We start from the raw sequence: 13,476 nt of genomic DNA, 5'->3' as shown, positions 1-13,476 counted from the left end.
GTCGTCTCCTCTTGGCTTTATCGTAGCTATTCGCCGATCTTCCTTCTTTCGTTGCTGCACGCGGTGAGCCCGCGTTCTTCCAACGCATGCACCCTAAGACCATCGGGACGAACGGCTCAATCGAACCTAGGTAGCTGTCAGCCACCTGAAGTGATCACGGAACCATACCAAGGTCTGGGAGCGCGCTCCCTCAGCCGTAGCGGCGACCCTTCACCCGCCGCGCTGACAGACCGCCGAATGCTGCGTCCGTTGATCTTGCTTGATCCGAAATGCGCTGAGCCCGCCTTCTCGTTAGCAGCAATTTGGCGCAATTTGCGCGGCTTTACTCGCAATGACAGCGCATGCGCGTCAAATCACGCGCGGTAAAGAATGGAATGATGCCGCCGATGTGAGCAATCGTGCATCGCGACGGACTGGGGCGGTGCGGCCCTCGCATCACATATGAACCGAGCCAGCGAACGAGCGCCGACGCGCGCGAACCTTTTGGAGCAACTCTGGACAAGCATTCTGTCTCGCGCTTCCGGTAATCGGCTTGGTGCTGGATGACGACAACTTTGGAGAAAGAGATGAGAAAGATTTTCACTTATGCGGCAGCCGGGGGTTGTCTTGTCGCCTTTGCGTCCGCAGCAGAGGCCCGCTCCGCCTACGATGGATCCTGGGACCTTGTCTTTGTGACGCAAAGAGGCGCTTGCGATGCAAGCTACAACTTCTCAGTCAACATCAACGATGGAATTGTCTCGCATCCGAATCTCGTCAGGTTCAGAGGCTACGTCGCGCGGTCGGGCACCGTTCGCGCTTCGGTGACGGTTCAGGACAAATATGCCTCGGGCTCTGGAAGGCTGTCGGGCGCTTCCGGCCGAGGGTCGTGGAGTGGCTATTCGGGAAGCGCGCGCTGCTCGGGCTATTGGACCGCGCAGCGAAACTAGCCTGCACCGTGAAATACCGTGGTATCTTCGGCCCGAACCCTTGAACAGATTCGGGCCGATGTCGGTTGAGCAACGCCGCCCGTAGTTGTATCAAGCGGGCGGCGTTGTTGCCCCCACCAACCGGCCAACCATAGGAACTCAGGCAACAGGATCGGCGGCAGGGGAAAGTTTTCGATGAGCATTTTATATGCCAGATATTTTGATCCATTGCCCTATCATGGGCCAGGCTGTACCGACCGGGCTGGACACGGAGACCGTGATCTTCGAGACCTTGCCCGACATTGCAATCCCTCTCAAATGCCGACGTTGCGGACAGACCGACTTTTGGAAAGGATGCTTGGGTCAGTCGCCCAAGTGGATTGACGCGCCATTAACCGGGACGCCGCGGGTGATGCCATCACAAATCCTGAGCCTCTAAGGCACGCACCGTGACCGCCGGTCCGGTTTAGTGTCATTCGTTTCTCAGCATTCTCTGACATCTCGTTCGCCGATTCTTCGCAGTCCTCTGAGGACGATCCCACCTACAATACAACAAAGCGGACGGACGTCAGCTTTGCGCAAAGTCACGCGATCCCGTGCACGCTATCTGGGCCGCCGCAGACCCACCCAAACTTGGCGGTTTCCCACACAAGGATGTCGATCAACATTTCGGCGGGCATCACCCGGGCAAGCGCGGCCGCCTGGCCTGACCAGAGCGGCGTGAAGTCGGTGCTCCGGTTCTGCTCAGCCGCAGCACGCAGCGGCGGCAGTTCGCCCATGGGCAGCGGAAAGTCCGGCGCCGCGTCCGACCAGGGACCGACCTCGGCGATAAGGCGATTGACAAGAGCCCTGGCCGGCCGCCCGGAGAACACGTTTGTCACGACAGTCTGGTTCACCCGCGCATTTCGCAGGGCCTCGCGATGGACCGGGGGCGTTGCCGACTCGGCACAAAGCAGAAAGGCAGTCCCCATCTGCACGCCGGCGGCTCCGAGCGCGAACGCCGCCGCGATCCCTCGCCCATCCCCGATCCCGCCGGCAGCGATCACGGGCACGCTGACGGCGTCAGCGACTTGTGGCACGAGGGCGAATGTACCGGCCTGCGAGGCGACTGCGCGCTTGCGGTCAGATTCGAGGAACATGCCTCGATGTCCCCCGGCTTCATACCCCTGAGCGATGATCGCATCGGCGCCATGCTTTTCGAGCCAGCATGCTTCGTCGACCGTCGTCGCCGATGAGATCACCTTGCAGCCCGCTGCCTTGACCCGATCGACCAGCCCGGGCTCGGGCAAACCGAAATGAAAGCTCACCACCTCCGGCCTGACCTCTTCGATCACGGCGCACGCCGCGTCGCCGAACGGAGCGAGATCGAGGCGCGGCGTCAACGTTGCAGCTTCGATACCCAGTTCGCGATAATAGAACGAAAGCTTCTCATGCCAGGCACGCTCGCGAGCGGCGTCGGCCTTTGCCGGATCGTGGCAGAAGAAATTCAGGTTGATCGGCTTCGGCGTTGATCGTCGGAGCTCCGCGACGCTCTTCGCAATGAGCTCCGGCGCCATGATAGCGCAGCCGATCGAGCCGAGGCCGCCGGCATTCGAGACCGCGGCCGCAAGGTCGACCGTGCCCAATCCCGCCATCGGCGCCAGCACGATGGGATGCTCGATTCCAAACAGTTCAACAATCCGTTTCTCGGACCACATGACACATCTCCTACCAGCGACCAGCGGACGCGCCGCCGTCGACATGCATGATCTCACCGGTGACAAAGGCCGCTCGCTCCAGATACATCACGGCATCGATGACCTCCTGTGGCTCGCCCATACGGCCCATCGGCTGCAGGCTTGCGAGGAAGCCGTGCGCCTCCGGCGCATGCATCGGCGTTGCGATCGCCCCCGGCGAGACGGCGTTCACGCGGACGTTCCGGGTTGCGTATTCGATCGCCAGCGAGCGGGTGATCGCGTTGAGTCCGCCTTTGGTGAGGGCCGCGAGCGCCGCCGCCAGCGAGGTCATCGGCTGCACGGCGATCGTAGCCGTTATATTGACGATGTGCCCGGAACCCGCGAGCAGCATTCTCGCCGCCACCCGCTGTGTCAGATGGAAGAACCCCGCGAGATTGACCCCGACCATCGCGGCGAAGTCCGCTTCGGAATAATCGGTAAACGGCTTTGCAATGAACACGCCGGCATTGTTGACGAGCGTATCGATCCGTCCGTAGCGCTCGATGGCAAGTCCCACGATGCGATCGGCGGTCTGTGCGCTCGCGATATCGCCGTCGACCGCAGCTATCGACGGATCACAGCTCTTGTCGATCGAACGAGCGCTGGCAACGACGTGATAGCCGATATCACGATAGGCCCTAAGCAATGCCGCGCCAATGCCTCGCGACGCGCCGGTGATGATGGCAACCTTCCGTTCGGATTTCATATTCGCTCCTTCATGCGATCAGTGTACGGATGAGCGAACAATTATCCCTGTCGAGGCAATGTGGCTTCGCATCGCCTGCTCAGTTGTTGTCATTTCTTGCGGTGAACCGAACGCAGATCGCAACATCGACACCGGCGTCAGTATATCAGGCTGCGCCGATATTGCGCCGGTGTCTGCCCCGTGGCTTGCCGGAATGCACGAGTGAAATTGGCCTGACATGAAAAACTGAGCGACAGGGCAATATCGACCAAGGCCCGGTCCGCGTCAAAGAGCAGTTCCTTGGCGCGCTCCAAGCGCCTTGCGCTGACATGCCGATGCGGCGATTGACCGACGGCGGCCTTGAAGGCACGCGCGAAATGGAACTGGCTCAGGCAGGCAACCGACGCCAGCCGCGGCACGGTCAGATCGCCCTCCAAATTTGCTTCGATAAAGTCAAGCACTCGCGCAAGTCTGCGCGGCTCAAGCCCTTCCCGTGCAGTTGGGGTGACGACGCCGGACGACGCCCCATCAGCATGCTTCTGGACGAGTCTTGCCATCAAGCTCAGCGCGAGGGTTTCGGCGAGCAGCCCGCCCGCGGAAGTCTCGTGCTCCAGTTCGGACATGATCGCAAAGGCGATCTCGGCCAGCAGCGGATCGTGGAATCCGCCCTCGTGGCGGAGCGACCTGATCGCCGTGGTGTCGAAATCTTGACCCAAACTGTCGCCCGAGAATCGATAAGGCGAAAGGTAAAGATGCAGGATCGCCGGCTGCGGCTCGGACATGTCAATCAGGCCCTCCTGCACGCCGGCCGGCCGGAGCCAGATTGTGCCGCGTTTGGAGATGGTCGAGTCGGTGACCCCGTCCAGCGTTCGCGTGACGACGGACCGACTGCCGCGGACATCAACGCAGATCTCGGCATCAGGCTGCGGCTTGTTCCAAGTGACCGTACCGCTGTGGCTACGAAGCTCTGCCGCGAGATTCGACCAACCACGCGCAGCGGATGAGGTCAGCAGCCCGGCACCGCCATATTTATTTAAGCTGCAGTCGCCTGACCCGGTCGGGCGAGACGCTGATTCCTCGTTACCACCATATGGATTCATGCGAACGTTACCGTTGTTGACATGCCTGACACTCGGTAGTCACCAGCTCATTAGGTCAATGTGGCTCGCCTCGAGGCGGGCCGCAATTCTCGCCGACCCCTATCACGCAACTGCGATCAAGGCAGCGTAGCCGCCAGCGCTGGCTGGTCCGCCAATAGCCGCAAGAACACTCCGCCTGTGCCAACGAACGAGGTCCATCAGAAGCGGCACAGCGGATCTCTGTGAGGCATCCAATCCGAGCCGGCGTGTGATGCCGGGTTGAAAAGATAAGCTCAGACGATCTTCAGCCCGACCGGCGAGCAAATGCAGATGACACCGCACTGACCACAAGAAGCGGTGCGCATCGACAAGCGATGGGTGGATGAATGACCTTGAATGGCGCGATCCGCGCGCATTCATCCGGATTGCGCGCTGCAAGTCTCGCAGGCCACCGGGGCTCCGTTTAAGATCAGGCTCCTCCTCCAGACCCTGCATTTTGCACAATGCCAAACGACCCGTGCTCAACAGGGAACTCCCGACCGTGTGTCTCCAATGTCCTGTGTCAGGTCCGGACAGGAGGGCCATGACAGCGGTGTCGAGGGAAGTGAACAAACCGAAACCGCCCCACAGAAAACGCCGGTCAAGCAAGCCGGAAAGAACAGTGGCATCGTTCCGTGCAAGCTCAAGGCACTCGCTGGCCGATCGCACCGCGTGATCCAGCTTGAATCCGAGGTCCCAGAGGCTGCCGACCACTGCACTGATGCAGGCCTTCGTCGCCGGCGCGCAGCCGTCGGCGCAAGCCCGGCTGGTTTCAGGGAGAAGAAATAGCAAGTCGAGGTCGGAGCCCGGTGCCAGCTCCGTTCGTCCGTAGCCGCCCACTGCAACTGCTCCGAGAGGAGCGACCATGCTGTGACTACGTAGCCCAGTGGATATCGATGCAATGTGGAGCAGACCGACAACCGTGCTGTCGGCAAGCTTCGCCCGGTCGCGTAGATAGTCTTCGACTGAGCCGCCTGCTTCAAAGCGCTCACGCAAGATGGCGTGCGCCTGCGCCACAAGCGGCTGAAGGAGCTTCACCGGATCAGGTTCTCTTCCCGCGCCCCTTTCGCTCGCAATCGCGCGTGACCTGTGGCGTATCGGGGCAATCAAGGTCGCATCGAAACTGGATCTCGCCAAGGACTCTGCAACGCAACATCGCTTCGCTTCGGTAGTGAGGGCGCCATGATCCGAACCGATCGCAGCCTTGGAATTCGTGGAAATTGCAAGGGACGCAGCCAGAGCTTCTATTCCTGTCGTCATGCTTGCTCCTCGTCGTGTTAGTTTAAGTAACCTGATTGAAGCTGCGGCCGTGTTCCAAGTCTTCAACGATGCAGCGATGCGGGACGTCCCGCGCAACTGATCAGCCGAATAACCAGCTATGTGCGAATATTCCTGGACGATCGCCTTGCGCTCCTCGAAGGGCGCAGCGTCTTCGAGATTGGTATCGCATCCCGAAAGCCGCGACAGAACGAAGTCGATCACGCGTTCTGGCCCACCCTGACGATTGCTCATGACGATCGCATAGACTTTCTCCCGACGCTCCCGCTCGTAGGCATTGAGTGCCCGCTGGCCGCTGGATGTGTGGGCACGCCTACCTGCAGTACCGGCCGACCTTCCGATACAAGACCGGGCGAGTTGACCGCCGGCAAAGCCTGGGTGTTCTGGCCGGCATCACTCGGGCGGACCGGTTCGTCATCCATACTCGTCCAGGGCCGGCGCACCCTGTCTTCAATTTCGCTTCGGGTAATCCCGATATCGCGCAGCATGTAATCGCTCATGCGGGCGATTTCTCCGATGTCGTGATGAGCCGCCAGTTCGGCTTCGATAGCCGCCCTGACTCCTTTCAGGAGCGCACGGAGCCGGGTGATGGCGTAGCGCGCGATCGTGCCCCATCGCGACGGACGCCGTGGCTGAGTTCTGATGCCGTGGATCTCGCAGAGCGATTGTCGTGATTGCATTTCCATTGCACTTTCTCCGTGATCATTTTCTCACCGAAACGCAGTTTGCGTCTGTTTCCCGCACAGGCGGCCGGCAACGCGCACTCTCGTGCGCGCATGAGCTGCGGCTATCAGCCCGAACTTCTTCGGTCTTCGGCGTCATGATCTGGCGTCTCCCCTTTTGATTGAGCCGGTGGAAGGGCGGGCGGCCGCTGGAGAACCACCGCGCGTGACCTGCGACCGGTCTAGCGAGGGAAACACGTCCAGGCTCAAGCGAATGTGTGCCGGTGACAGTCGCAACGGTCACACGGGAGATGTGCATGGCATCAAATGCCGCTGCCGAATTCGTGCATGTCGCGGCGATCGCCAGTCTGGCGAGTAAATGAATAGCCGTACGGCGCATGGCGGTGCCCACCGAGGCGATGAATCGCCTGCTTGTCGGCGCCCGGTCGAACGGGATGGAGCGTCGATGCACCGCTAGCGACGGCCGGCGTGATAAGGAATACGTTGGCAATTCAAAATTCTCCGCAAGCTGATGCGAAGAATTTGCAGGAGATCCGCTACGGCATTGTCTCCGACGCGGGAAATAAGACTACAGTTGTAATCTTGGTTGCCCGTTTTGTCATTGCCTGAAAGATCGAACGTTACCGCGTGCGGTCCACGATTGCAGCCGCGCGCCTGCCGAGTTCGTCAGGCACCGTGACAAGGCGCCGGCCAGGTCCGCAGAGGTGAGCGGATGGTGAACCACTTCGGAGACGCCGGAAGCAGCTAGCAGTGGCGCTTCCAGATCCCGCGCTGAACTCGTCGCCAAGATGATCGGCAGGTTGGGCGCAAGCTTACGCATTTTCGTGGCGAAATCGATGGCAAGACTCGAGCCGGGCTGGTGACACACGAGGGCTGCGTCGAAGCGCCCGGGCACCGCGCAAGCCTGCACGGCTTCCTGCAGCCCGGTGAAGCCGACTCCTTCGTAACCGAGCGCCGCCAGAATTTCCTCGTGCCGCAGCAGGCGCTCGCGGTCGGCCTCAAGCACCAGCACGGCTTCACCGACACCGCGACCATCCGAGCCGGGCGCACGCTGAAGAGATATCGGCGCAAGGGACGGGACTGATGGAAGCCAGATGTCGAATCGTGTTCCGGCCCCCGGGGCGCTTTGCACCTGCAGCGCCCCATTGTGCTCCAGGACAATGTCGCGCGCAGTGGCAAGTCCAAAGCCATTGCCGTTCAGGCGCGTCGTGAAGAATGGCTCGAAGATCCGCGGCAATGTCGCCTCGTCCATACCGCGCCCCGGGTCGGAAATCGAGACCACGACGAAGCGACCGGGATTGATCGCGATCCGGCCAATCATTGCGGCATCGGTCATCTCCCTTGTGGCGATTTGAATCTCGATGACGCCCGGCTTGTCCATCGCCTGAGCGGCATTGTTGCAGATGTTCAGGATGACCTGCTGCAATTGCGCGGGCTCGGCCGAAACGACCGCCGTCTCGGACGTTTCGCTCACCGCGATTTCGATGTGGGCAGGCAACGATGGCGCGAGTAGCGACTTCGCTTCGGCGACCAATGTCTTGACGCAGACAGGTTCCCGCCTCCCCTCGCGACGACGTCCGAATGTAAGGATCTGGTCGACCAGATCCCGCGCCCGCTCCGCGCCTCGCCGGATGGCATCCAGATTGCGGCGCGATCTTGCATCTGGATCGAGATGTTCCTCCGCCATCTCGGTATGGCCGAGAATGCCACCCAAAATATTGTTGAAGTTGTGTGCGATACCACTGCTGAAGGTGCCCACCGTCTCCATGCGACGGGCCTCCTGCAGGCGCGCCTCCAGCCGCGAGCGTTCGTTTTCCATGCAATGCCGCTCCAGCGCATACACGATCGTATCAAGCGCCATCCGGAGCAGGCTGAGTTCGCTTGCGGAGGTGATACGACAGGCTCGATCAATTGCGCCGAACCCCAGGGCGACGGCGACACCGTCCTTGGTAACGCGCGTCGCGCACGCCCATCCGCCCAGGCCCAGGGCCACACAGGATTCTTTGTTTTCACCGATCGGCATGCGGTCGACGCGCGGAACATGGATGATTCCATCGGCGGACGGCTCAAACCGGGCCGTCAGCGCCATCGCGCGTCGCGGCCAGTCCGGTGGAGAACTTATGCCCGGCCTACACCAGACGTGCTCCCGCGGCGCGGCACCGCTCGACACAAAATAGGCGCGGTCGCAACCGATGCACTCCGACATGTCGGCGAGAGCCCGCGTGATCCCAGCGTCGATACCGTGCGGCTGCGCATTGATGAAGCGCATCGATATGCCCGCGATCACGTGCTCAAACGCGGCACGCCGGTGCAGCGCAATCGCGCGCGCCCGCAATTGCAGTCCAAGATAAATCAGCGCACCAAGTAACGCCAAGGACGTGCCGTAGAGTAGTACCCGGTACCGACGCGCCGATGCACGTGCGGCGAGCTGGCGCTTCATAACCAGTGCACGAACCGCATCCTGCTCGCGCGTGGTTGCTGCGGCGATCAACGCCTTCAGCGCGGCGTCGGTCGCCGGCAGCAGGTCATGCAGCAGGCCGCCATGTGCAATCGCAGCCTGTATTGAGGCAGCGTCGTCGCCCGGATCTGGCAAGCGTGCCAGTTGTTCCAACCGATCCTTGACGTCGCGCGCCGCGGCCGGCGATGTGTCCAGCGTGAGGTGCAGCATGGCCGCCGACAGCGTGGTGGCAGCAGCGACGACCGACGTGCGGTCCGAGGCGGCGAGACGGGCGCTGAACATACCAAAATAGAGGAAGGAGTTTCGCAGCAGTGCATTTCTGCTCTTGAACTGCTCGACAAGGTCTTGCTGCCGATGCGCGCCTACGGCCAGAACGTCGATTGCGGCCTCCTCCTCTGCGTCTGAGCTGGCGGCATCGCGCAACTGGTGGACAGAGTCATCGTAAGCGTCGGTCAGGCGCGCAAGCTCATCGTAGTTTCGTGACAAGCCCGCGCGTGCCGTCAATACTTCGCGATTCAGGGCGCGCTCGAGCCTGGAGAAATGATCGAGCGCCTCGAGCTGCTGGTCAAAGCGCGTCGAGTTGAAGTTCAACCCGCCCAGCAATAGCCAGGTCAGCAACAGAAGCAAAAATGACACGAAGACCACGACAGGCGTCATTCTCATGGTGCAGCTCCGACCTGCGCGCCGCGGTATTTCCCGGTCAAGGTTCCCAGATAGGCAACGATGGCCTTGACTTGCTCGTCCGTCAGCGTCGAGTTCAGCTGCGCCACGCCCATTTTGCGAACGGCGTCATCGAGTGTTGCGGCACTGCCGTCATGAAAATAGGGCGCTGTGGTCGCAACGTTGCGCAGGCTGGGTACGCGCAGAACTTCCGGCGTCGGCGATCCGAGCGGGTGGAAAATTCCGTGCCGCTGAAAGAGATTTCCGCCGATATTCACGCCCTGGTGACAGGAAACGCAACCCAGTGATTTGAACAGGTGATACCCATCCTGCTCTTGGACCGACAGAGCCTCGGCCTCTCCCGTCAGCCAACGGTCGAACCGGCTACCCGGCGTTATCAGGGTTCGCTGGAAGCTTGCGAGGGCATCGACAACATTCGCAGCGTCGGGCTCACTTCCGTAGGCAGTCGTGAACTCCCGGCGCAGGCCAGGATCCATGCCCAGCCTTTCCGCGACATCGGAGATATTGGCGCCCATGACCTGCGGATTTTCCAGCGAGGATTTGATATCCGACTCGATGTTGCGGATCTTTCCCTCCCAACCGAAGCGGAAGCTGAGCACGGCGTTGAACACGGTCGGCGTGTTGAGCGGAAGGCTCGAGCCGTCGAGGCCGGCGTCGTAGCTCGACCTGCTTGCGCCGTTGGTCCCAAGATCGTGGCACGACGAACAACTGCGCGAATTATCGCGAGACAGCCGTGGATCGCTAAACAGACGCTCGCCAAGCCTGACCTTCAAGGGATCGGTCTGGGGAAGTCTGGGAACAGGAGTGATCGGCTCATCGAAGAAGGTGCTGTTCGCCTCGGGAGGCTGCACAAGCGCCTGCTGCGCCGCCGGCGAAACCAACAGGCCGCCCAGGATCAGGATACAGGTCATCGCGATCCAGGGCGAACGATGGGCAGAACTTCTCTTGTTGCCGCGCATGGTCACGTGAGGCGACGCGCTTCTGCGCGGCAGGTTTGGCGATATCTGGTCAGCGCAATCATACTCCGCTCACGTTTGGGCTCATTCGCGCCGGGCGCGCGTGGATGTTGAAGTTGTGAAGCTCGCGGACGCGGCCCTTGCAACGCATAGGCCGCGTCCACCGCCTTGCCTCCGGCAGGGTCAGTCGTCCCGGCCATATCGGAGGATCCGTTCAATCCGGGATCGATGGAGAATTCCCATATCCCGCAGCATCCGGTCATCCTGTTCCGCCAAGGCAGCTACCGCCTTTTTGATCTCCCGCTCGCGACGCCACCTTGCCCATCTGCCGGCGACGGCGCGCCAGATCATGGTCGGCCAACCAAGATGGACCAACCGGTATCGGTCGACTTCGCCCGCAGAAGATGCGAAGGCACCGCTGGTGGATGTTGTCCAGGTTTCAAATGCGGTTTGATCGGCAGCGCCATCGCGCTTGACCAACGTGACCACGGCGCGCGCAGGAAACGAGCCAGGCGAAACAGATTTTCGTCGTTCGTTCCGGGCAGACATCTGTCGCTGCCGAGCATCAACCTCGTTGGCGATCGTCGCCACCGCCGTCGTTGCAACCCAATGCACCGAAGCGCCATAGAGCGCAAATCCTTCGATAAAAAACCCAAGCACCGACCGCCAGATAGCGTCGGCTCGGCCCATTGCGGGCCTCGTCGCCGGAAGCGATCTAGCTCCGATATCGGAAGGTTCCAGAATTTGCCCCGATCCTTCGGGTCGGGAGCCGCGTCTGTTGCGCGCGTCATTGCGCGGCGTTGGCAAAGAGCCAGATGCCGCCGGCAAAGAGGGGCCCCTGCGATCAAGCGAGGGGGTCAATGGAAGGAACTGGTGTTTCATCTTTGAATTCTCCGTCGACCAATACGGAGACTCTGATGGCTGCCCGTTACGCGATGATCAGCTGCACCGATAACTCGGCTACAACCGTAACCGCACTGCCACATTTCGATCTCGCTCAGAAGGGTTCGACCGGTAATGCGAACACATAACCTATCCCCCGCTCGGTCTGGATCACACGCGGTGCACTCGGATCAATCTCGAGCTTGCGCCGTAGACGCAACACCTGAACATCGATGCTTCGATCAAAGATGTCCTCGTGCATCCGGGTCGACTGCAATAGCTGCTCACGCGACAGCGGACGTTGCGGCGCTTCGAGGAACGCCAGCAGCAATGCATACTCGCCCTTGCTCAGCGCAACCGGCGTTCCCTTGGGGTCAAGCAGCCTGCGACCACGCCGCTCGAGTTGCCAACGGTCGAACCTGTATCCGCCCCGTTCCGGATTGTTAGCGCGTGCGAGGCGTCCCATCTCCTGCCGCCTCAGGACCGCACGGACGCGGGCCAACAATTCCCTGAGACTGAACGGCTTGATGATGTAGTCGTCTGCACCGAGTTCGAGGCCGACGATGCGGTCGATTTCGTCAGGGCGATGGCCAGTCGTGATGATGACCGGAACGTCCGAATGAGATCGGATCTCCCGCAACATGTCGAGCCCGTCGTCCTGGCCTAGCCGCAGATCCAGAATAATCAGGCTGGGTTCGGCTCCGGTCAGATAGCGATTGAGCTCGGTTCGATTTGAAGCGGGCTTCGTCGGGATATTGTGATCCTCCAGGTATCCGATCACCAATTGCCGCAACGAAGGATCATCATCAACAACAAGGATATGGCCAGCATCGGCAAGCATAAATTTGGTCTCTCAACTTTTCTTGTCAGACTGTGCCCCTGCAATTCGAACCTTCAGCAAATCCCTGCCCTCACGCCCGCTTCCCAACCGGACAGCGATCAAGCCGTATTATCTAGGACCTCCGAAAATGGGCGTCGCGTGCCCAGAACGCACTTTCTGCGGTACCAGCGCGCACAGTGCCCTCTCCCAGGTGGGCGCTAGGCGAATAGCCAAACCGCTTGCGGAATCTCCGCGCAAAATGCGCATAATCGCGGAAGCCGCAGGCGTAGGCGACCTCACTCAAAGGTTGATCAGCGCCCTTTAGCGCCCGGCGATGGAGAAGATAGGCGGCGTGGTCCAGGCGATGCGAATAGATGAATTCGCTGCATGTCGTCATGCGCTCGGTGAAAAGCTTCTGAAGGTAGCGCAGCGAAATTCCAACTTCACCGGCCAACTCGGCGGGGCCGAAATCCGGATCTGCAAGGCCATCCTTCATCGCCCCGCTGATGCGCGTGAACAGCTTGTCCGCGGAGCGTGAGAAGGGGCGCGGATCCGACGGCGCAAATAGCGCGCCGACCAGGTCGTAGACGGCGAACTGCATGTAGAGATCGGCGGACGATGACGCGGCTTCCATATCCGCGTCACGAATGAGGTCGAAGAGCAGACGGCTGGTGCGAGTTATCGGCCTGCTAACGACCCCTTGCGGCTCGAATCCCAAGTGAGAGCGCAGCGCTCTCCGCGGCAGCCGAAGCGTCAGCCACTCTGGGCTGCTGAAGCGCGAGAGATAAGTCACCGGCCGCGCCGCATCGACCAGTGCAACATCGCCTACCGCGAGTCGCGCCGCCTGATCGATCTGGCTCATTTCCGTCCTCCCGGCGACTTGAAACATTAAGAGGTAATGATCCGCGCCATCGCAGCGAACATCGCGGTAACTCCGCTCTACCCGGTGATCAGGGTAGCCTGGATCGGCGGACCCCCACCTGATCTTTACCGAGGTTGCCTCAAGCCCACACGCATTGAAGGGACGAATCAAACCGGCAAAGGCATTAGGCGTCGTGACCTCGACGTCGCGCCCGCAATTCGATCGAAGCAATGCTCGCCACGCGTCGAAATCCAAAACAGGCGCGCCGTCGAGATCGTCACTCTGAAGCATCATTGCCTCCGTCCGAGTTAAGGGCGGTATTTATGGCTTCTGGCAACATCTTGCTGCAGTGAACCGCATAAGGTCTCAGAGACGTGATGAATCGTGATCAGTTTGCCATATGCCGCATATGTTGCGCTTCCCTGTGGGAACG

At 61.0% G+C, this 13,476-nt stretch carries 11 protein-coding genes; 1 reads left to right on the top strand and 10 read right to left on the bottom strand.

Features of this window, described 5'->3' with window-relative positions:
• Positions 1 to 1,489: 1,489 nt before the first annotated feature.
• The 7 genes from SO139_RS09515 to SO139_RS09485 form a co-directional block, all read right to left on the bottom strand.
• Complete coding sequence (locus tag SO139_RS09515) at positions 1,490 to 2,602, bottom strand: NAD(P)H-dependent flavin oxidoreductase (RefSeq protein WP_449384045.1); 1,113 nt, start codon at positions 2,600 to 2,602, stop codon at positions 1,490 to 1,492.
• Between the two features lie 10 nt (positions 2,603 to 2,612).
• The gene (locus SO139_RS09510) at positions 2,613 to 3,326 is read right to left on the bottom strand and encodes an SDR family NAD(P)-dependent oxidoreductase (RefSeq protein ID WP_449384046.1); all 714 of its coding nucleotides are present in this window, start codon (positions 3,324 to 3,326) and stop codon (positions 2,613 to 2,615) included.
• A gap of 137 nt (positions 3,327 to 3,463) precedes the next feature.
• Positions 3,464 to 4,405, bottom strand: a complete 942-nt coding sequence (locus SO139_RS09505) for a helix-turn-helix domain-containing protein (protein WP_449384047.1) — start codon at positions 4,403 to 4,405, stop codon at positions 3,464 to 3,466.
• A gap of 102 nt (positions 4,406 to 4,507) precedes the next feature.
• On the bottom strand, positions 4,508 to 5,935 hold the full coding sequence (locus SO139_RS09500; RefSeq protein ID WP_449384048.1) for a [protein-PII] uridylyltransferase family protein: 1,428 nt from the start codon (positions 5,933 to 5,935) through the stop codon (positions 4,508 to 4,510).
• On the bottom strand, positions 5,932 to 6,387 hold the full coding sequence (locus SO139_RS09495; protein ID WP_449384049.1) for a DUF1127 domain-containing protein: 456 nt from the start codon (positions 6,385 to 6,387) through the stop codon (positions 5,932 to 5,934). The genes SO139_RS09500 and SO139_RS09495 overlap by 4 nt, the downstream gene beginning before the upstream one ends.
• Positions 6,388 to 6,982: 595 nt before the next feature.
• The gene (locus tag SO139_RS09490) at positions 6,983 to 9,505 is read right to left on the bottom strand and encodes a two-component system VirA-like sensor kinase (protein ID WP_449384050.1); all 2,523 of its coding nucleotides are present in this window, start codon (positions 9,503 to 9,505) and stop codon (positions 6,983 to 6,985) included.
• Complete coding sequence (locus tag SO139_RS09485; RefSeq protein ID WP_474797072.1) at positions 9,502 to 10,374, bottom strand: cytochrome-c peroxidase; 873 nt, start codon at positions 10,372 to 10,374, stop codon at positions 9,502 to 9,504. The genes SO139_RS09490 and SO139_RS09485 overlap by 4 nt, the downstream gene beginning before the upstream one ends.
• Here SO139_RS09485 and SO139_RS09480 point away from each other — a divergent pair.
• On the top strand, positions 10,328 to 10,492 hold the full coding sequence (locus SO139_RS09480; protein ID WP_474797075.1) for a hypothetical protein: 165 nt from the start codon (positions 10,328 to 10,330) through the stop codon (positions 10,490 to 10,492). The genes SO139_RS09485 and SO139_RS09480 overlap by 47 nt on opposite strands.
• Before the next feature lie 170 nt (positions 10,493 to 10,662).
• Here SO139_RS09480 and SO139_RS09475 read toward each other — a convergent pair whose 3' ends face one another.
• From SO139_RS09475 to SO139_RS09465, 3 genes are all read right to left on the bottom strand, one after another.
• Entirely contained in the window at positions 10,663 to 11,169 is a 507-nt protein-coding gene (locus SO139_RS09475; RefSeq protein WP_449378782.1) for a hypothetical protein, read from the bottom strand.
• Between the two features lie 307 nt (positions 11,170 to 11,476).
• Positions 11,477 to 12,202 carry a response regulator gene (locus SO139_RS09470; RefSeq protein WP_449378783.1) on the bottom strand — a complete coding sequence of 242 codons (726 nt, stop codon included), beginning with the start codon at positions 12,200 to 12,202 and terminating at the stop codon, positions 11,477 to 11,479.
• 112 nt (positions 12,203 to 12,314) lie between these two features.
• Positions 12,315 to 13,334 (bottom strand): helix-turn-helix domain-containing protein, encoded by a 1,020-nt coding sequence (locus tag SO139_RS09465; RefSeq protein ID WP_474797058.1) that lies wholly within the window; start codon positions 13,332 to 13,334, stop codon positions 12,315 to 12,317.
• Positions 13,335 to 13,476: the final 142 nt, after the last annotated feature.

It is taken from the genome of Bradyrhizobium sp. UFLA05-89, assembly GCF_059803475.1.
This window is presented reverse-complemented; position numbering and strand designations above follow the sequence as displayed.